18 protein-coding genes are annotated in these 20,475 nt (G+C 40.0%); all 18 read left to right on the forward strand.

Annotated elements, in window-relative coordinates:
- The first annotated feature begins 13 nt into the window (after positions 1 to 13).
- Positions 14 to 1,402, forward strand: a complete 1,389-nt coding sequence (locus tag MKX39_RS21670; protein ID WP_340765414.1) for an ATPase — start codon at positions 14 to 16, stop codon at positions 1,400 to 1,402.
- A 56-nt stretch (positions 1,403 to 1,458) separates the two neighbouring features.
- Positions 1,459 to 2,829 carry an ATPase, T2SS/T4P/T4SS family gene (locus tag MKX39_RS21675; protein ID WP_340771935.1) on the forward strand — a complete coding sequence of 457 codons (1,371 nt, stop codon included), beginning with the start codon at positions 1,459 to 1,461 and terminating at the stop codon, positions 2,827 to 2,829.
- A gap of 77 nt (positions 2,830 to 2,906) precedes the next feature.
- Positions 2,907 to 3,839, forward strand: coding sequence for a type II secretion system F family protein (locus tag MKX39_RS21680; protein ID WP_340771937.1), 933 nt, complete (start codon positions 2,907 to 2,909; stop codon positions 3,837 to 3,839).
- A gap of 12 nt (positions 3,840 to 3,851) precedes the next feature.
- The gene (locus MKX39_RS21685) at positions 3,852 to 4,733 is read left to right on the forward strand and encodes a type II secretion system F family protein (protein ID WP_340765421.1); all 882 of its coding nucleotides are present in this window, start codon (positions 3,852 to 3,854) and stop codon (positions 4,731 to 4,733) included.
- Between the two features lie 98 nt (positions 4,734 to 4,831).
- The gene (locus MKX39_RS21690; RefSeq protein WP_340771938.1) at positions 4,832 to 5,035 is read left to right on the forward strand and encodes a hypothetical protein; all 204 of its coding nucleotides are present in this window, start codon (positions 4,832 to 4,834) and stop codon (positions 5,033 to 5,035) included.
- Positions 5,036 to 5,165: 130 nt separating this feature from the next.
- The gene (locus tag MKX39_RS21695; RefSeq protein ID WP_340771940.1) at positions 5,166 to 8,816 is read left to right on the forward strand and encodes an RCC1 domain-containing protein; all 3,651 of its coding nucleotides are present in this window, start codon (positions 5,166 to 5,168) and stop codon (positions 8,814 to 8,816) included.
- A 124-nt stretch (positions 8,817 to 8,940) separates the two neighbouring features.
- Positions 8,941 to 9,453: a hypothetical protein gene (locus MKX39_RS21700; protein ID WP_340765428.1), complete on the forward strand. Its 513-nt coding sequence runs from the start codon at positions 8,941 to 8,943 to the stop codon at positions 9,451 to 9,453.
- Between the two features lie 12 nt (positions 9,454 to 9,465).
- Positions 9,466 to 10,074, forward strand: coding sequence for a hypothetical protein (locus MKX39_RS21705; RefSeq protein WP_340765430.1), 609 nt, complete (start codon positions 9,466 to 9,468; stop codon positions 10,072 to 10,074).
- Between the two features lie 14 nt (positions 10,075 to 10,088).
- Positions 10,089 to 10,553: an A24 family peptidase gene (locus tag MKX39_RS21710; RefSeq protein WP_340771942.1), complete on the forward strand. Its 465-nt coding sequence runs from the start codon at positions 10,089 to 10,091 to the stop codon at positions 10,551 to 10,553.
- Between the two features lie 128 nt (positions 10,554 to 10,681).
- Positions 10,682 to 10,927, forward strand: coding sequence for a hypothetical protein (locus tag MKX39_RS21715; RefSeq protein ID WP_340765434.1), 246 nt, complete (start codon positions 10,682 to 10,684; stop codon positions 10,925 to 10,927).
- Between the two features lie 29 nt (positions 10,928 to 10,956).
- Positions 10,957 to 11,553: a sigma-70 family RNA polymerase sigma factor gene (locus MKX39_RS21720; protein WP_340765436.1), complete on the forward strand. Its 597-nt coding sequence runs from the start codon at positions 10,957 to 10,959 to the stop codon at positions 11,551 to 11,553.
- A gap of 14 nt (positions 11,554 to 11,567) precedes the next feature.
- The gene (gene clpX / locus MKX39_RS21725; RefSeq protein WP_340771944.1) at positions 11,568 to 12,704 is read left to right on the forward strand and encodes an ATP-dependent Clp protease ATP-binding subunit ClpX; all 1,137 of its coding nucleotides are present in this window, start codon (positions 11,568 to 11,570) and stop codon (positions 12,702 to 12,704) included.
- Positions 12,705 to 12,805: 101 nt separating this feature from the next.
- On the forward strand, positions 12,806 to 13,756 hold the full coding sequence (locus MKX39_RS21730; RefSeq protein ID WP_340765440.1) for a C40 family peptidase: 951 nt from the start codon (positions 12,806 to 12,808) through the stop codon (positions 13,754 to 13,756).
- Between the two features lie 206 nt (positions 13,757 to 13,962).
- A complete protein-coding gene (locus MKX39_RS21735; protein WP_340771946.1) occupies positions 13,963 to 14,316 on the forward strand; it encodes a hypothetical protein in 354 nt (117 codons plus the stop codon).
- A gap of 103 nt (positions 14,317 to 14,419) precedes the next feature.
- Positions 14,420 to 14,773 carry a PrgI family protein gene (locus MKX39_RS21740; RefSeq protein WP_340771948.1) on the forward strand — a complete coding sequence of 118 codons (354 nt, stop codon included), beginning with the start codon at positions 14,420 to 14,422 and terminating at the stop codon, positions 14,771 to 14,773.
- Entirely contained in the window at positions 14,774 to 15,781 is a 1,008-nt protein-coding gene (locus tag MKX39_RS21745; RefSeq protein WP_340765445.1) for a hypothetical protein, read from the forward strand.
- Entirely contained in the window at positions 15,774 to 17,672 is a 1,899-nt protein-coding gene (locus MKX39_RS21750) for a VirB4 family type IV secretion system protein (protein WP_340765448.1), read from the forward strand. Before MKX39_RS21745 ends, MKX39_RS21750 begins: the two co-directional genes overlap by 8 nt.
- Positions 17,673 to 17,693: 21 nt before the next feature.
- Positions 17,694 to 20,459, forward strand: coding sequence for a hypothetical protein (locus MKX39_RS21755; RefSeq protein ID WP_340765449.1), 2,766 nt, complete (start codon positions 17,694 to 17,696; stop codon positions 20,457 to 20,459).
- Positions 20,460 to 20,475 lie beyond the last annotated feature (16 nt).

The following is a 20,475-nucleotide window of genomic DNA, read 5'->3' on the forward strand; positions in this document are numbered from 1 at the left end:
CGTGCCCGATTTCATGGAAAAACGAGTAATTACAGCAAGTGGTCAACAAGAAATAGATGCTTCCGTACACAAGTTTGATGGCTTTAAAGTCGTCGGCGGAGCGGATTATAAAAGTGAAGTGAAAGAACAAATCCAGAAGCATGAACCAGACATAGTACTTCTAGGGGAAGGATTGTCGGGGCAAGAATCGACTACGCAATTAATTCTAGACCTATCAAAAGAGTTTCCTCAACTACGAATCATTTATTTGTCTGGATTTGTTGAAAAAAAAGATGAATCTCGTATTCAATCCCTTGGGATATTAGTGATGAGCGGGATATACGACATCGTACATGACGATAAACTATCATTTAATAGTTTGTACAACTTGTTTAAAGAACCTAGAACCCTAGAACAGATGCAGTACTTGGTCAAACAGGTAAAAACAAAACCTGCGAAATTAGTAGAGTTTGTTATTCCTGAAGAGATAGAGGACGAGGACGAAAACACTTACAAGAACGTATTTGTTATTAGTTCCATTAAACCAGGGACAGGAAAAAGCTTCCTTTCCTCTAACATAGCTACGGCTATTGCGAGTAGCGGGATAGAAGTTAATGGCCGCAAACCACGCGTTGCCATTATTGAAGCCGATTTGCAGAATTTATCTATTGGAACACTGCTTCAAATAGAAGATGAAAAAAAACATCTAAAATCAGCAATCGATAAAATCTCTACGATCGTTAATGAAAATGGAACGTTGACTGGGGATTTAGAAGATGTCGAGAAAGTAGACGAATACATTCGTAGCTGTTTTCATCCATACCCGAAAGTGAAAAATCTAGAAGCTTTGGTCGGCAGTCAGCTGTCATTCGGTCAGTTGGAGAAGGTAAAACCTTATCACTATGCTTACCTAATTGAATCGGTGGCAAAGAAATTTGACATCGTAATCGTGGACACCAATTCTAGTTTGTCGCATGTAACGACGTACCCGCTGCTCCAAATGGCGAAGTCTTGTTATTACATCTTAAATCTAGATTTCAATAACATTCGAAACAATAATCGTTATAAAGAGGTGCTTCGAGAAATCGGTGTGCTGGACAAAGTCCGTTATGTTCTGAACGAAGACTATGTTCCAGAGGATAACACAGAGGTTGAGGATTTAATCTTCACGGCGGAACATATTGATGACTCTGACTTTAAACTAGAGTCACGTATACCGCAATTGCCAAAACCAGTCTTCTTAAATCGATTATACGAGGGAACGCCCGTAGTGCTTGATGAAGATGACGCAACACTCAAAACTCGCTATGAAATTTTGAAAGTGGCGAATCAAATTTGGCCTATTAAAGATTTTGACAAGATAGAGACAGAAGCACTTCAGTATAAAAAGAAGAAAAAGAGAGGCCTTTTCTACAAAGGATAATAAAGGCTCCTTCGGGGGCTTTTTTCATTCAAACGAAAAACAAGGGGGAAGCATAGATGGAACAAAATCTAAATAATATTCGCAAGTCACTAGCAGGAATGAGAAGCGGCAAGAATACTGGAAAGAGAGTCCTAGACGAAGAAGAAGCAATAGAAATCGTCCGCACACATTTAGGAGAACGATTGAAAGAATTGTCGGAGCAAGGAATTGGAAATGAAAAAAAAGAAAAAGATAAACCTTTCTTCCGAAAACAATTTGACCGTTATAAAAATTTGGTTTCGGATATCGTATTTAAAGAAGATCTCCGCATACGAGGTTATGAACAGAATGAGATCCATAAATTTATCCATAAGTGTACGCATGAAATCAAAGGGTACTCTGTATTAGCTGAGGCTTTTGAAGATCCTGGAGTTTCAGATATTTATTGCATAAAATGGGACACTATTTTCGTTGAGAGAAACGGAGAGAATGCCCGTTATGAACATATCTTCAAGAATGAAAAACATTACAACGAAACGCTCTTTCGCTTTCTACAAGAAGCAGGGAAGGAAATCAACAACGGAGATAAGAAGATTGTCGATTTTGAATTGTATGGAGACCGTGGATGTGCGACTAGTCCTCGAGTTTCACCAAGTGGTTATTCGTTAACATTGCGTAAGCATTCCGAAGACCACATTAAACGAGATGACCTTATTAATTACAAAGTAGTCTCAGAAGAAATCGCTGACTTGCTTGGGTTAGTGGTTGTTGGAGAATCTAACCTCATTTATGCAGGTATAACGGGTTCAGGTAAAACGACAACGATCCGTGCCATCCTCGATTATTACGTAACAAGAGCAAATAAACGTATGCTCCTATGTGAAGATACTCAAGAGCTTTTCCCAGAAAATGAGCATACGCTTCAGCTGGTATCAGTGAAGAGTTCGGACCCTGAACAAGCAGTACCGCTAGATCAATTAATCATTACAGCTCTTCGTCTGAAACCAAAATATATTGTGGTTGGAGAGGTTCGGGGATTAGAGGCCCAGGCAGCTGTCGAAGGCATGGAAACCGGGCACTCAACCATCTTTACGATGCACGGTGGGAATCCTTGGAATATCGTGAATCGACTTGTGACGAAATATCTGATGGCCATGCCTGCCCTAGGTATCGATGTAGTAGAGCGTATAATCGGAAGCTCACTGGATTATATTTGCATCCAAGATAACATTCCAGGAGTCGGACGCAAAATGACTATGATGCATGAAGTTAGCTACAATTTCTCGACACGACGCATGGAACTGAAAATGATTTGTCATTATGATTTCGCATTGAAAGATTTCGTAATGGATAACAAAATCTCCATGGAAAAAGCAAACACCATGATGAGACGAGGCGTGCAATGGGAAGATGTCGAGAAATGGGTAGAAAAAGTAGCTGCTGCATGATTCGACGGATTTCCGTCATGAATGAAGGGCGATATGACTATCATACACAAACAAAGGAAAAGAAAGGATGAAAGAGTATGCACTGGATATTAATTGGCGTTGCCTTACTGGTCGCCCTTCTTAGCATGACGGTTCTGTCTAGTAAAGAGGACAAGCTAAACAAACGAAAGAAACAAGCCGTAAGCGGATTGCGTGAAAATGTAATCAAACGAAAAATAGACGGGATTATTGAGGATAAAATCAAGTACTCGAGACGCTATAACACCGAAACACTTTGCTTACAAGCAGGTTTTCCTATTTCTTATTCGGAATTATTTATTATTTCCGTAGTGATGGGAATTGTTTTGGGACTGATTATGTATCTTGGGACAAATAACCCGTTGTTAGGCTTTTTATTCTTGGTCATAGGGTTTTTAATGCCGAAGCAAGTTTTGGCCATGATTAGAAATGTACGTGTAACGAAAATGGAGAAACAAGTGGGTTCGTTTATTCACATGATTTTGAAACGATATGAAACAACCCAAGATTTTGGTAAAGCTATTCATTTATCAACAGAAGAATTTAAAGGGGAAGAGCCGGTGTATAGCGAGCTTAAACGTTTGTCTTATGCCGTTACCCTTGGTCGTCCGATTCACGAAGCACTCCGAGACATGGCTAGAAGCATGGGGAATAGATACGTAGAACGCCTTGCGGATTACTATGAGATGGCAGGAGATGCAGGGAATACAGCTAGTCGATTAAAGTTACTCGGTCAAGCATATGAACAATATGAAGAAAACCGTAAAGGAAAAATTTTGTTGAAACGTGAAATTGCAAATGTGAAGAGAGAGAACTACATCATGCTTGCGTTCATTCCGATTTTTGCCATCTATCAAGTATTTACTAATGATGATTACATCCGTTTCATGACAGAAACAACGATGGGTCAAATAGGAACAGCATCTATCGCAGGAGTGTTCGTTATTCTTCTGTGGTTCATCAATAATAAAATCGGGGCACCACTCGATTAAGGAGGATAAGAAATGGAAATGAAGTGGCTCGTATTACTATTCATGGTGGTATTTTTATGGATGTTTGCTCGAAATATTCTCGTTCTTGTATTTTCATTAGAAAACTATAAGATCCATAAAAAACGACTGAAACAATTAAATTTCCAACGAAAAGACGATGCCGATATAAGTGAGATTATTGGCAAGGTAACAAATCCTTTTGAGCAATTCTTCTCGCAAAGATATTCGGTAGATCGTCTGGAAGTAACTTGGAGAAAAATCAAATTGGCAAAGTGGGATAAAGTATTCAAATCACCACTTTCCTTTATAGTTTTTCTTTGGTTACTCCGTGTAGTAGGGGTGTTCTTTGCCGTAATACTCTGGTCTGCTTCCCCTTTTTTCGCCAGTATGTGGGGAGGGGCTCTAATCTTATTGCCGGCTTATTTGTTCTACAACTCCACATCGAACCGAGTCCAACGTTTGATTTCCGAGTTTCCAGAGTTCATTCGTATTATGGAAGGGTATCTAACAGCAGGTCTTACGTTCTCGACCTCAGTGCAAGAGAGTATTCGCTATGTAGGGGACGAATGGAAGCCAATTCTTCAAAAATTAGCGGTAGATATTGAACTAATGGGGGTAGACGATGCGTTAGAAGCCTTCAAGTTCGAAGTAGACCTGTTTGAGGTTCGCGAGTTTGTATCTCTCTTAAAATTAACACTGGAACAAGGTGGAGATCCAAGAGAAGGATTCGAATCACAAGCGGAACGTATTAAAGAGTTAAGCCAACTCAATATCGAAATGAAAATCCAAAAACGAACAACGATGGGCATTATGATTCAAGCTCCAATGTTGATATGTCTAATTATGGTAATCGGTTTACCAACAATTGATGCCATGATGAACATGAACTTGTAAGGGTTCGACGAATTTCTATAATCCTCCCTAAAATACTCGGAATGAATAAGGAAGCATCCGAATATGATAGAGCAAACGAAAAGGAGGAGAAGTGGACAATGACGAACCTAATCAATCGTGCGAAGTACGCTGTGTCTGGTGAAGACGGAGCATCGAACCTAGAGATTATCGTATGGTTCTCTGTGGTTCTTGTAATCGCGACAATTTTATTCGTGTTCCGTGACGCAATCACAGGATTCATCGAGAAAGCAACTAGTCGTGTTGCCAACTGGACTGATGGTGGTACAGGAAGCGACAAGTAAGAAACGAGAGGCCCTTCGGGGTCTTTTTTTATGTGTGAATTTTTATAAAAAAATCAAATGTTGAATCAATAATAAATACCCACATATGATGAAGAGTTACACACAAAAAAGAAAGAGGAGAGTAAAGAAGATGAAAAATAAAAATCTTAAAGAATACAATGTAAAAAATGTATTAAGTAAAAAAGCTATTAAACTAATCATGACTAGTGCTATTTTATTTTCGGGGGGATACACCCTCGTAAACGCAGGGAATGGAGACATAAAGAGTATTTTACAAATTGCTGAGGCTAGTGTTTCTCACAGAGACACTGAGCGTATTTCAATTGGGAATAATCACACTTTAGCAATAAGGGACGATGGATATGTCTATGCGTGGGGGGGGAATACCTATGGGCAATTAGGTGACGTTGCTAATCCCGCAAATCACACTCCCTGGAAAATTAATGGTCTGGAGGGAATTGTTGAAGTAACAACTGGATCTTATCATTCTTTAGCATTAACCTCTGAAGGGGAAGTATATAGTTGGGGGTATAATAATCAAGGACAATTGGGTCTAAACACGAGTACACAGATAATATATACCCCTTCTAAAATAGAAGGTTTGCCCAAAATAGTAAGTGTAAGTGCAGGAGATTACTTCTCGTTAGCTGTTGCAGAGAATGGAAGTTTGTATGGCTGGGGCCTAAACACCTATGACCAACTAGGTCTTAATAGTAGGGTAAAGAACTACCTAATGCCCGTAAAAATAAATGTTTCAAATGTAGTTGAAGCGACTGCAGGAGGCGATTTTGGCGTTGCGTTAACAAGTGATGGAAGTGTTTGGGCGTGGGGGCATGGTTCAAACGGACGAGTTGGTAACAATTCAACAATTTCCAATGGATTCCCTAAGAAAATTGCTGGTTTGTCTAATATAAAAAAGATTAAGTCTTCTAATGCCACTTCTTTTGCTATTACAGAAGATGGTAAAGTTTATGGATGGGGTGCAAACAACAAGAATCAGATTGGAGACAGTTCGACAACAGATAGATTGCTACCCGTATTACTACCTAAAATTAGCAATTCAATTGAAACAGAAGGCGGAGCTGGCTTTAGTATTGCTATAAATTCCGACAAAACCCTTTCTGGTTGGGGAGTAAATAATATGGGACAGTTAGGACTTGGAACACAAAAGGAAAGTCGTACACCGGTAAAATCAACATACCTTTCCGATATAGTTGAAATTTCTTCTGGGTCTAATGGAGCTGCCGCTATAACATCGGACGGCAGTGTATACGAATGGGGAGGAACCACAAATACCTATAAAATTATCCCTGCATTACTTTCAGGGTTCAAAGTAAATGCAAGTCCCACGGAGGGAATACTAGGTGCGACAGCAGCAGTCATAATAGCTGAACAATCCAAGTTGCAAGCCGACGTGACAGAAGCAAGAACGCTAGTTAATGCTTTACCAACGGGAACAGAAAAAACGAACTTGACATCTCGCTTAGATACGGTTCAAACTGCTATCAATTTAGCTGCACAGATAGCGACATCTACAACGTCCGTCGTAAAAGCTGAAGGTTCTAGACAACAAGCTGATGTGGATGCATCTCGTCTACTTGTGAATAATCTTCCATCTGGCACAGAGAAAACAAGCTTAACGAATCGATTAAATGTCGTACAGAAAGAAATTGATGATGCCAAAGCACTTGCAGAACAGATTGCGACCGCAACAACAGCAGTCTTAAAAGCGGAGGGTTCTAAGCTCCAAGGTGATGTAACGGCAGCTCGGTCATTGGTTACGGCACTACCAAATGGAACTGAAAAGACTAACTTAAATAATCGCTTAGAAAAGGTACAAACAGCAATTGATTTAGCGACTCAAATTGAAACAGCAACAGCTTCTGTTGTCAAATCCGAAGGATCTAAGTTACAAGGCGACGTAACAGTAGCTCGCACGTTAGTTGAAGCACTTCCAACTGGAACGGAGAAAACAAACTTAACGAATCGATTGAATGTCGTACAAAAAGCAATTGAAGATGCCAAAGCACTTGCAGAACAGATTGCAACTGCAACAACATCGGTTGTGAAAGCAGAGGGTTCTAAACTCCAAATTGACGTAGATTCATCTCGTTCACTAGTGAACCAACTGCTAGACGGAACAGAAAAAATAAGTTTAACTACTCGTTTAGATAAGGTCCAAGAAGCAATCGACGAGGAGAAAGCATTAGCAGAACAAATAGTCAAAGCAACAACCTCTGTAATTGTGGCAGAAGCGTCTAAATATCAAACAGATGTCGACTCGTCTCGCAAGCTTGTCAACGCATTACCAAAAAGTGAAGAAAGAACAATCTTAACTGCACGTTTGGATAAAATTCAAAGTGCAATCGACTCATCCAATACCAAGTATCAAGAAATGTTAACGGAGATTTTAGATATGAAGAATTATCTGGTAACAGGAGAAGGAACACGTGCAGATGTGCTCGCAATGAAAGATGCTTTGAACGAGATATTGGAAAGTTCTAGAGCTTTATTAAGTGAATCTCACAGAACAGATGTTGTACTCCACGTTCAAGATGTCCTCGACATTATTAAATTATTGGAAAATATTTGGGGTAAAATTGAAGGTGGTGAACTTGCTGGTTTAGACGAGTTAGTTACACAATTACCAGAGTCCCAACTCAAAGAAAATACAGAACAAGAAGTGGAAGGAGCAAAGGTAACGGAGAAGGAAATGGCTATTTCAAAAGCAATAGATGCAGTAGTGAAAGCGGAAGGTTCTAAATCGAATGCTGATATCGAAGAAGCTCGAAAACTAGTGAATGGTCTGCATGAAAGTACAGAAAAAATGAATCTTTCGGACCGATTAGATGCTCTTGAGTTAGCAATCAGCATTGAAGGGCTATTAAAAGATGCAAAAGGTGCTGTGGATAATCTAGGAGAAAACCCAACAAGCGAGAAGTTAGCCGAAGCAAAAGGTCTAGTGTCGAAATTGCCGGATGGACAAGACAAAACCGCCTTATCAGAACGTATACAAGATATTGAATTGAGACAAAACGCTACCAAAGCAGTTCTTCATGCAGAAAAAATGCAGACAAATTACAACATCTTGCTAGCAGAAAGAGCCATTCAGCAGTTAACCGATGAGCAACTCAAAGCTAACCTCACGGAGCGAATTGAAGAACTTAAACGTTCAATCCTTGCGGAAAGCAAAGTGAAGACTGCCGAGATTTCTAGAAGTGAATTGGACTTGGCCGATGCAATCGACAGCGTAAATAAACTAAAAGAAGGTTTAGTGAAAACAGCACTGAATAAGCGTATTCAAGCTATTCTCGATGTAATTTTAGAAGAAGAACAGGCAGCATTGCTAAAAGACGCGATGGAGAAGGTATATATCGCGGAACTAGAAAAACGCGAGCCGTTTCTAGAAAATGCAAAGTTAGCTGTGGAGAAATTAAAAGATGGCCCTGATAAATCCACTCTTGAGGATAGATTGGAAGCTATCTCAGCAGTAATCCCACCAACAGAAGGGCCGCCAGTAAAAGTGGATCCGGCACTTCTAAAAGCTGCAGAGCAACAAGTTACTTTCGCAGAACGCTACAAACGAGAACCGTACTTCACACGTGCACAAGAGGCAATAGATAAACTTCCATCTAGTGAAGAAAGATTAGCACTTCAAAAGAGATTGGATATGCTTCTGGCAGGCACCAATCAACAAATAGCACAAATCGCAATTAGCATGTTGTCTGACGAAAACGAATATAACAAGCTCCTAGCGAGATTATTTCCAGTTATGAACTAAACAAGACATGAACCACTCCTTCTGGGGTGGTTTTTTTTATTGAAATCCGTCGGACTCATTTTTCGATTAGAAAGTAATCCGTCCCCATATCATACAAAAACGAATGATAAGGGAGGAATATGCGATGTGGCTATTCGCAAGAAAAAAGGCAGGAAATATTGCTAAAAAGAAAAAGGGCTTATCGAGTTTAGAGTTTGTAATCAGCATTTTGATTTTCATGCTTTTATTCGCAGCTTTTATTGATATCGTCGTAATTGGCGTGAAATTTGGTGCTTCAACACAGGCAGTTCAACATGTAACAAGGATTGTGGGAGTTCAAGGAGGAATGCTCTCCAGTGCCCCAACCGGTTATCCAGGAGGAGCAACTTCGTATAACACTGGCAGTCAGGTAGACAACCAAGTAACCAATATGTTATCCAAAGCAGGCATTAAAGAAGGCGATTACTCCATTAAAGTAGGTGGTTCACCAATTACTTCGGGTGTTGCATATGACTATATGGACGACATCGACGTAACGATGAGAGTGAATTACAAGTGGGAAATGCTCTCGATGATGTTGCCCGGTGAATTTGACTTCTATTTAACAAATAATCGCTCAACGGTTTCTGAGTTTAGATATCGTTACGACTCATGGTAAGGAGGAAACCCAATGAGGAAAATAAGAAATAAAGAAGGAGCCATGAGCCTTTGGATGGTTATTGTTCTGCTCGTAGCAGTCGTGGTATTCACAGGACTTGTAGAAATCATGCAACGTTCATTCGCTTTGCAAGAGATCAACTCTGTTATGGATACTGCGGGTGTAACGGCTTTGTCGAAAAATGTTAAAGAAGAAGAAATAGAGAAATGGGAGAGGTATTACCGGACTGGTAATTACAAGCCGGATATTAATGATTTAGTGAGTAAAGAAGGTACAAAACATCTATATAAGAAGATAGTCGAAGACGACACCGCTCATATCACTTTTATTCGGGACACGGACGATGCCAAACTGACCGTTTCTTCTTATGAGGATACTCATGGTTTAGGTACATCCACTTTGCCACGTCCACAAGTTGAGATTGACTCGGTGATGATTGTCACGGTCGATGCTCATGGACTTTTTGACAAAATTGCAAACTTGAACAAATGGTACTACGAATCTCGTTCGAGTGAGAACTTTATGATCAGCTACATCGGAGAAAACGAAGACGGGGAAGTAGAACTTTCCATTCGAAGCGTAACTAGAATTATCTATAATAGAGAGTTTTCAGAAGGCTAAGGAGGGACTAGAAGATGGAGAACATCAGCAATTTGATGGGGGAGATATTCGATTCTCCCTATATTCCGATTCTGTTTATGGCATTTTTGCTTATTGCCACTTATACAGATATCAAATATCGAAAGATCTACAACTGGTTGAATGTAACCTTTTTCATTCTATGGTTCATAACTATCCCCATTCATGGATTTTCATGGATGAATATTATTGGGGCAATCCTCGGATTCGTCCTCATGCTTATACCGGCAATGGTGAAAAACCAAAAGATGGGTGGAGACATCAAAGCAGCTGGAGTCATCGGCTTGTATATGGGAGTCCCCGGAATTTTCCCCTTCTTCTTGATGACAGCAGCGACATTTATTGTGTATGTGCTAGTGATGAGATTATTTGGAAAACAGCTTCAATTGTTGCCTATGGGGCCGTTTTTTCTTGGAGCCTTTCTCTTCATGAGTTCATTAAACTTCACGATACTACAATGATACCAACGGATTGACGGGCGTTCGACAACAAAAGGCTTGTTAGTCAACAGTAATGATGATATATTTACTGTAGTACACAAGTCGCCTACAGGAAACACTTAAGGAAAATAAGCGAGGAGGTATGCAAAATGAAAATTTGTTTAGATCAGAATGAACGACTTTTCTTAGAGACGATTGATAAAAGCTTTGTCGTGAAAAAATATCGAGAATCCGAAAAGAAAGCAAAAGTAATAGGATATTACGGGACTCTAGACAGAGCAATCGTCGGAGTGCTTGATCATAAAATGATGACAAGCGAGGCAACAAGCATTCAAGAATTACTGAACGAGATCAGAACAGCTAAAAATGAGCTCATAGAGCTATTGAAACTATAAAAACAGAAATATCAGGGGGAAAACCAAAGATGATGTTAACAGAGATAGAAAAAGACGAGTATGCAATTGAACACAAAAGATTAGTGTACTACGTAGCCAACAGATTCTTAACATCTGGCATCTCGCTAGATGAATTACAAAGCGTAGCTTTCTTAGGATATGCGAAAGCTATTGATCGTTTCGACAAAGACAGAGGCGTTAAGTTCTCTACGTACGCAATCAATGTTATGAATAATGAAATTTTGTTCTTCTTACGCAATGAAAAGAAGCATATCGTCAACGGAGTTTCTATGAACTATGCATTGTCTAAAGATGAATTTGGGAAAGACCTCTTGATAGAAGATACGCTTGAACCACAATATGACGGAGAAAAGTCATTAGAGGAACAAGTAGTACTAGGCCAATACGCAGATGTGCTACACGCCATCATCAACGATTTACCTGAAAAAGAGCGATACATTTTGACATACCGTTTCGGTTTAGATAGAGGCATTATCAAGACCCAACGTGAGATAGCAGAGATTATCGAGATGAGCCAAGCTAATGTTTCGAAGATTGAGAAAAACATCATTGATAAGATCAGAAAAATAATGAAGTCTCAGTATCATATCCACGAAAACGTTTAAAGGGAGGAAATCGAATGAACTGTTCATTTTGTCAAATGCCAGAAGGACCGAAAAACAAACAACTCACTGCGGACAAGGTTTCTATTTGCAAAACCTGTGCAGAAAGAGCTCATGAAATTTTAAGAGAAAGAAAGAAAATTAGTCGTACTGGTTTATTAGTTCCTACCGATATGAAAGCAGAACTAGACCGCTATGTGATAGGACAAGAAGAAGCAAAACGAACACTAGCTGTTGCTGCATACAATCATTACAAACGATTAGGAAGAGAAGCGACTGAACTCGTGGAAATTACGAAGTCGAATGTGCTCATTTGGGGCCCGTCTGGTTCCGGGAAAACTTATTTGATTCAGACCCTTGCTACCTTGTTAGATGTGCCTTTTGTAACTGCGGATGCAACTACCTTAACAAAGGCGGGTTATATAGGAGAAGATGTCGAGTCCGTTCTCCAGTTATTACTAGAACGTGCGGATGGAGATATAAAAAAAGCAGAGCGAGGAATTATCTATATAGATGAGGTAGATAAATTAGCGTCTAACGGTGACCGAAAAGATCCAGGCGGTCGTTCTGTTCAAGAAGCTTTGTTGAAAATGATGGAGGACCGTGATGTCAAATTGTCCATTGGTTCGCAACTTCAACCAAAAACAGTCACGCTTAACACCAAAAACATTTTGTTTATATTCGGTGGGGCTTTCGTTGACATGATTGACAGCAAAGGTAATAAGGAGGACAAGGTGGTCGGGTTCTTAAGAGAAAACAAAACAACTATGAAAAAGAAAAGTCCCGGACATGAGGAATTCATCAAATATGGGCTTATTCCAGAATTCATGGGGCGTATCCCGATTATTGCTAAATTGAACCCATTGCTGAAGGAAGATCTTCGCGATATCATGACAAAACCTAAAAATGCTGTGGTTAAACAGTATCAAGCCTTATTCGAAATGGACGGCATTGCCCTTATATTTGAAGATAATGCAATTGATTATATTGCTGAGCAAGCTCTTCAAAAGAAAACGGGTGCTCGTGGTTTGAAAAGTATCATAGAGAGTAAAATGCTCGAAATGATGTATGAAATACCAGGTAAGAGCGAAGATAAAAGTCTTCTCGTCACACTTGATATGTTAGTAGAAGAAGAAATGCAAACAGCAAACTAAACCCTCGCCCCCTTATCCCAATGATTAGGGGGCTTTTCTCTGAAAACTCGAGGTGTAAAGTAAAAAAGGACAAATAATAGATTAGAAAGAGGTAAAAAAGAATGAAAATGAAAACAAAAACAATAACCTTAACTTTAATCGCTAGTTTAGCTTTTGGGCAAGTTGCATTCGCAGATCAAGGAGTGTTCTTGAAAGATACAACAATTCCAACTGCTCCACTAGAAACAACAATCAAAAAAGGAGAATCGTTTACTTGGAATAATGAATTATTAGCTGACCCAACGGTTACAGTCAACGGCCAAGAATATGCCGTTCCGCTCGACTCCTTCATGCAGACACATCAGACGAAGTTAGTGGATAAGAAAGTGGAGCCTGAGGTTGTTATTCATTCAGAAGGTGGGTTGCTATCATTGCCCTTGCTTACGACCACTGGTTTGGAAAAGGTAATGAAAGAAGCTGAGGGCGGGTTAGTAGAGATTCAAACATTATCTGGTCAAAGCGGATGGATCTCAAGTGAAAACGTGTTTGAAGTGACAACAGAAGTCCCCATCTCTACAAAAGCATATTCGATTGGAGACGCCTTCCCGTTCGGAACAGAACTGGAGTTGTCAGGATTTAACGGAAAAGAATACGAAGCTAATATAAAAGACAAGCTTCATCTAATTTCGGAGGAAAATGTATCATTCAAAGCTCCAAGTCAGTTTGATGAACTCTATTATTATGCTAGCAAAGAGCTAGGGAAACCTTATATTTGGGGTGGTAATGGGGAAGTAGGTTTTGATTGTTCGGGATATACGACAGAAATGTTTAAAAAATTGGGCATAGAACTACCGAGAACTGCCCTAACACAATCTGTTTTGGGCAAGACAGTAACGGAATATGTACCTGGAGATCTGTTGTTCTTTGAAACATATAAACCTGGAGCTTCTCATGTAGCCATCTATATTGGTGATGGAAAGATGATTCATGCAGCTGGAAAAAAAGTACACATTGCCCCAATAGATAAGCCCTATTGGAAGGAAAGGTTTCTATTCGCAAAAAGGATTCTATAAGAAGGCATTCGCCTTCTTTTTTTTGTTGCATACTTTTTTGGCGTTGTACGGTCGAACGATAGTGTTAAGCGGGTGACTAACTGCATATAAGATAACAGCATGGTCGCGGGTTGACCGTGACTTCATATAGGAGGTGATACAAAATGACAAAAAACGCACAAAGAAACTTCGGATATGTAACTGCTGCGGCTGTGATGTTCGGCTTGATGGCAGTAGGTATGCCTCATTTAGCTGATGCTGCTGGCAATGGTGAAATTCCAGGAGTAACTATAACGGATGGCAAGATGACGGTTACTGGTGCAGGTTTCAGTGAAAGTACTGGTTCTGCATGGAACACGCTGATTTCGAAATACCGAAACTTCATCGTAGGGATCTCTGGTATCGCTGCAGTAACGATGGTTGTGGTGTTCATCCTTCAGTTCTTGAAACTGGGAGCATCTGCAGGCAATCCTAACGCACGAAGTGCAGCCTTAACAGGCGTGCTATGGTCAGGTATCGCCGCGGCCGGGCTCGGAGCAGTATCGTTAATCGTTGGTTTGTTCTATCGCTCCATCAACTAGCCCTTCGAGGCAATCGGAGTCGGCAACCCATTGGTTGTCGGCTCTTTATACATAGTTGACTAAGTCAAGGTCCTGACAGTCAGCAAATATACAAAATGGAGAGGTGAGGAATGAACATGCTACGGACCATATTAGCCTTGTTCGTGAAAATATGAATAATTACACAATGCCACCAGATATGTCGGAAAAAGAAAAAATAATTGGAGGAATCCTTAATATTAATCAATTTTTTTGGGTGTTAGGGGGACTTGGAATAGGGGCGATAATTTTCACCTTGCTATTCGATCTTATTGGCGGAAAAGCTGCGTTAGTTTTCGGATTGATTGGAGCTACTAGCGGTCTACCGTTTGCTCTTTATAAAAAAAACGAGCTGACATTGTTTCAATACATCACTTTTAAACAGAAATTCAAACGGAAAGTGCATAAATTACCAAACAGACGAAAGGACGTGTTGTAAATGGTAGCTATTTTAATCATAGGATTTCTTCTAATTATTGGGGGCATGGGGTTCTTTGCTTATAAACAAATAAAGAAGACCGACCCTAGAAATCAAGACAACTTAAACATGGAAGAAGCAACAACTGCACAGGACTTTATTCCTTTTGAAGACATCAAAGAGGGAATGGTTGCAATGCCGAATCATCGTTACCGTGCGTATATCGAGTGTTCTTCTTTAAATTATCATTTGCGAACGAATAAAGAAAAAGACGCAGTTGAATCTTCCTTTCAGGCATTTATCAACTCTCTATCTTTTCCTACTTCCATCTTCTTGCAAACGAGAATCATTGATAATTCGAAAATGTTAAAAGCAACAGAGAAAGATGCGATGGAAACGCTCGAAGTCTTTCCACAACTTGCGGAATATACAAATCAGTATTTAAGTGACATGGAGCATTTGAACGAAAAAATCCAAAATAACAAACAAAAGAAGAAATATATTATTATCCCTTTTGACGAAGCCATGAATATGGGTGAATTAGATGATGATGAGAAATTTGATTACGTCTTAAAAGAAGTTAGTACTCGTGTAAACATGGTCGCTGACGGACTTTCTGCAATGGGAGTAAAAACACGAATCATGCGTACTCGTGATGTAGCTGAGCTTATCTACTCTACCTATAACAGAGAAAATTATCTGCATGTCGACAATATCATGGAAGGTCATTATTTATCTCTCATGACCGAAGGAGAAAACCGTTTAGACAAAATGAAAGACGAAGAGCGTATGGACTGGATTCTATACAGAGCTCAAAACAGTATACAGACAGACTTATACAATGAAAATTTAAGCGAACCAGAACTCGCTCGATTACAAGAAGCATTGGAAACAATTGATTCACTACGCGATCGACTGGGTAGCTACCATAAACAAAAAGATGACCATGAAGTAGCACAAGGAGATTTTGATAACTTCGAGACGAACTTCAAAAAACAACACGAAAAGGAGAGTGGCTTACATGTTTAAACGAAAAGAGAAATCAAAAACAGTCGAAGTAACTCCTAAAAAGAATGCAGAGAACGTTCTTGCACGGGGTTCAAAAGATATTAAAGATATGTTTGCCCCTCCTTCTTTTGATAGAAGTTTCGAGGATTATATGAAAGTGGGAGACAAGTATGCTAGAAGTTTTATCATGCATGGTTTTCCTTCGAACGTATCCGTTGGTTGGTTAGACGAGTTGTATAGCTACGACGGAGATATGGATACACAAATCCACATTCAACCATCTGATGACCGTTCAGCTTTGGATGAATTGACACATAAGATCACACAGTTCGAGGCACAGCTATCTACGGAGACGGAAAAAGGTTCAATACGAAACGTTACACGCCTTCAAAATATTGTTAGACAGCTCTATGCACAGCGTGAACGTATCGAGCAAAACTACGAGAATTTATTCCATGTTCAGATTGCTACGAATCTATATACAGATTCAGTAGAATCGTTGGATAAAGAAACGAAAAAACTCGACAATCGCCTTAGAGGTCGTAAAATCCATCACATGCCTGTATATCTTCGTCAGGACGATGGTTACAAGTCTGCCCTGCCCTATGCAAACAGTTATGTTCCGGACAAGTTCCGAAACTTTAGTACAGGAGCCCTTACTGCGTGTTTCCCATTTTACAACTCGGAAATTTCACATCCAACTGGAGTATTTAGCGGAGTAAACATGTCGACAAGAACGCCGATGTATCTTGATTTCTATGACAGAGACCTATTAGGAAATTCAAATCTAACTGTTTTTGGTAAAGCAGGTTCTGGTAAGACATTTTTGGTAAATCTTCTTACTCTCCGTTCAGCGATCAAGGGAATTCGCTCGGTCATAATCGATCCAGAGGGAGAATATAAGCCATTAGCATACGCTCTAAAAGGTTCTTATGTAAAGATTGCTCCAGATTCTAAGACAAAACTAAATCCATTTGATCTTGAAGAAGAGGAAGAAGAAGATGGACGTAAAGTCGTCAATCTTAAAGCGAAAATAGCTGATGTATTGAACCTTATTGGTGTTATGGCAGGTTCTATGACGCAAGAGCAGTTATCGATTGTTTCCTACATTATAGCAGAGGTTTATACGAACGCTGGTTTCACGGATAGCCCGTCTAGCTTGTATGTGACTGAGCCGAAATTTGATGAGAAAACAGGAGAATTCACGTTTGCTGGACAAAAGAAAGATATGCCTACTTTTTCAGATTTCCATATCCTCTTAGAGGAATATGCCAAAACTGAGCAGAATCACGATATCAAAACTCTTGCGAACGGACTTAAAATGTTCAAAAAGGGTGGAGTATACGACATGTTTGACACACAAACATCTGAAGACTTGAAAAAATTGAAGAGTTCTCCTGTAGTTGTATTCGACATATCTGCTTTAGAAGAAAACGTTCTCCGTCCTATCGGTATGTATGTGTCGATGAGTTGGACATGGGAGAAATTCGTGAAGAAGGATCCAAAAATAAAAAAACGTGTTATCTGTGATGAGGCGTGGATGTTAGTAAATAAAAACATGCCAGGAAATGAGTATACATCTCAATTTCTAGAAAATGCCGCACGTCGTATTCGTAAACGTAACGGTGGATTACTTGTCGCATCCCAAAACTTTATTGAGTTCGCAGATAATCCACAAGGTAAAGCAGTTTTAACAAATGCGTCAGTGAACATATTCCTACAGCAAGATTCTACCGATATCGATGCATTGCAAACAACCTTTAAGTTATCGGACGGAGAAAAGAATTTCTTGCTTACAGCCAATAAAGGTCAGTTTTTATTAAAAATGAGAGAGGAAAGCTCGGTTGGTTTTGCTTATGCCTTTGAATATGAGAAAAACTTGATAACGAGTGCCTATGCGACACAAGTATAAAAAAGAGAGGGGGTTACCCAATTGAATAAAACAAAACGCAAATGGCCAGCGTTGCTGATGATATTGGTTGTACTTGTCAGCATGTTTAGACCAAGTAACATAGCAGAAGCACATGACGCTTACTTTATGAATGTCTTGGTTGATAACGGAAGTTTTGAGTATAGCTCGTTCATTCTGCATGATAAAGTGTCGAAAATGTCTGGAGAGTCGAAACATACAGAGTATGCATTAGGTGATTTTACGGACCTGAGTAGCACTGGAGGTACTCTTAGCGATGTGCCAACGAAGATTGAAAAGAAAGAGTTTTCCAGCCTTCAGTTAAATGGTAACCCTCCGATGATTTTCTCGTTCCCTTCCAAACAAGATGGCGGGCACCTTGCAGCAAACAAGGAACTTTGGAAAGCAACAAATCATGCAACCGCAACAGACTATGAGCGTGCTAAACTAATTAGTGACACGCTTGTAGGTGGATTGAATGGTGCACTTGCCACTGTTTATGCAGGTGAACCAACGAAATCTCTTGAAGAATTAAGGGAGCGTACGAATAAATTAATCGCTGCTGTTCAAGGAGGGAAAAGTGTAGGTCCGAATAATGAATGGAAAGTTTCGAAAGGGAGAATTAAGAATCAAGGCTTAGCAAAAGATGGTCTTGGCGATGCCGACTGGATCACTATTTCCAAAGGGACTCAAAAATTCGAATTTCCTTTCCAAATGATCAAGGGATATAATGCAGATTCAAGCACGTACAAATTTGCTAAATCTCTGAAACGCGGTTATGAGTATTCAGACGATACTAAATATCTGAACTGGTCGAATATTGCTTACCAAGCATGGTATTCCTTTGATGTAAATGGTCATACAACTACGAATGTCAATGAGATACGTCGAGTTGGCAAGCTAGAAGAATCAGTAGTGGAGATGACAGAGAATACACTTCGAGGCTTACGTGACGTACTAGGACTCTATCCTATGAATGATCTAGTTTACAACGAGGGTATACGTAACTCTGGCTACTGGCATCATGGGGTAATGCCATCTGCATGGGAAGATAACATGTCGAAATATTATTACGTGTTCCTAGCTGTAGCATATTCTATTATTATGTTCGCTTTTGCGAAAATGTTGATACAACGTAACTTGTCTATTGTGAACCCGGCGATGCGAGTTTCGATGATGGAAGGTATTCAAGACTTGATTGTTACCTCTATTGCTCTCGTATTTCTCATGCCTCTTATGGATTTTATCCTGATGATGAATTATCGGATAGTAGATCTGTTTGGTGCATTAAAAACGCATGGAAATACACTTAGTGAAGTGAACAACTATTCAGGATTCTTGGGCGGAGTTATTTTACAGTTCTTCTATTTCTTTGTAGAACTTTGGCTTAATTTCACTTATATTATCAGGGGTATCATCATAGCAATAATGATGATGATGGCACCATTGTTTATGGTCGCTATTGCAATGGGTGGCAAATGGAAAATGATCTTCGGAAATGCAGTTCGTGAGTTCACAGGACATGTATTTATGCAGTCGTTCCATGCTTTCATTCTGGCTTTCTTGTTGCAAACATCAGTAATGAGTCGAGGTGTAGAAACAGCAGTAACCTTATTTGCCCTCATCACGCTCACAAACTTCTTCCGTAGTTTAGTATTTGGTAACGGGGGAGACCTTGCAAGTAAGATGGGTGTTTCTGGAGCTGCAGGAGCTGTTGCACTTGGAGCATCTGCAATTAAAGCGGGTACAAACAAGCGAAAAGAGCATAACAATAGGAAAGAGTCGAATGATGGAGGTAAATCTTCATCCAGTGAATCCGGTAGTGGGGAGTCGTCAGGGGGAGGTTCGTCAAATCCTTCTGGAAGTGAATTTTCATCAGGTAGTCGTGCAAATATGAATAATTCCTCTATGACAGCAGGTGCTTCAGGCGGTGCAGGAAGTACTGAAGAACGTGGATTAGGTGGAGGTTCATTATCAGAAGAAGGTCCATATGTTGGAGGTTCTGACGGCATGACAAAATCTGAAGCCCAAACTAGTGCGAATTCATCAGGTTCTAATAACAGCGGATTAAAATCTGCATTAGTTACGGCTGCTGGTGCTGGATATGTAGCTACTAAATTAGCGGGTTCTGCTGGATATGGTATGGCATTAGGTGGAGAACAAGGACCTGCTGCTTTCAATCGTTTCCATAGCGGAAGTGAAAAGCCAGAGAATGGCAAGAAAGGTTCAAATAAGAAAGGATCTTCAGGAGAAGGAACAGGAACCCAATCATCAGGCGGACAAATCGATGCAAGTAACGAGTTTGTAGGGATGACAATGGAACAACCTGTTCGTTATGATTCTTCTTATATTGGAGCAGACGGAACTGAAGAAGCAGCTTTTGATGGAGATCAATTGTCCGACGTAGGAATTGTCAGTGCACGTTCAGACGCGGGTAGCCAGTGGATGGAGTATACGCCTTCCTCTCCTTATGCTTCTCAGGCTCAAAGCTACGTAGACGCATATAGTTCGGAAGACAACAGCGAAAGATTAAATCTGTATCATCAAGGTGTTTCCAATGCTCGCGTGAATGCACAAGGAAACTATGAAGTTTTATATGGTAAGAAAGCTACAGACCGTATGGGCTTCCAATCACTTAATTCATCTAACGAAAATGGTAGAGTCCGCTTTGAACAAACAAGAAGAGCAGATCAACAAGCTGCTCCACCCGCATATTTCGCAGGTCCAAAAGCGACTTCTTCTACAGAGCCAGAGAGTACTACCAATAACGAAGAGATCCCGAGGGTTTAGACCTCGTGGTCTCTTT

The organism is Psychrobacillus sp. FSL K6-1464, from assembly GCF_038003145.1.
Taxonomy (GTDB): Bacteria; Bacillota; Bacilli; order Bacillales_A; family Planococcaceae; genus Psychrobacillus; species Psychrobacillus psychrotolerans.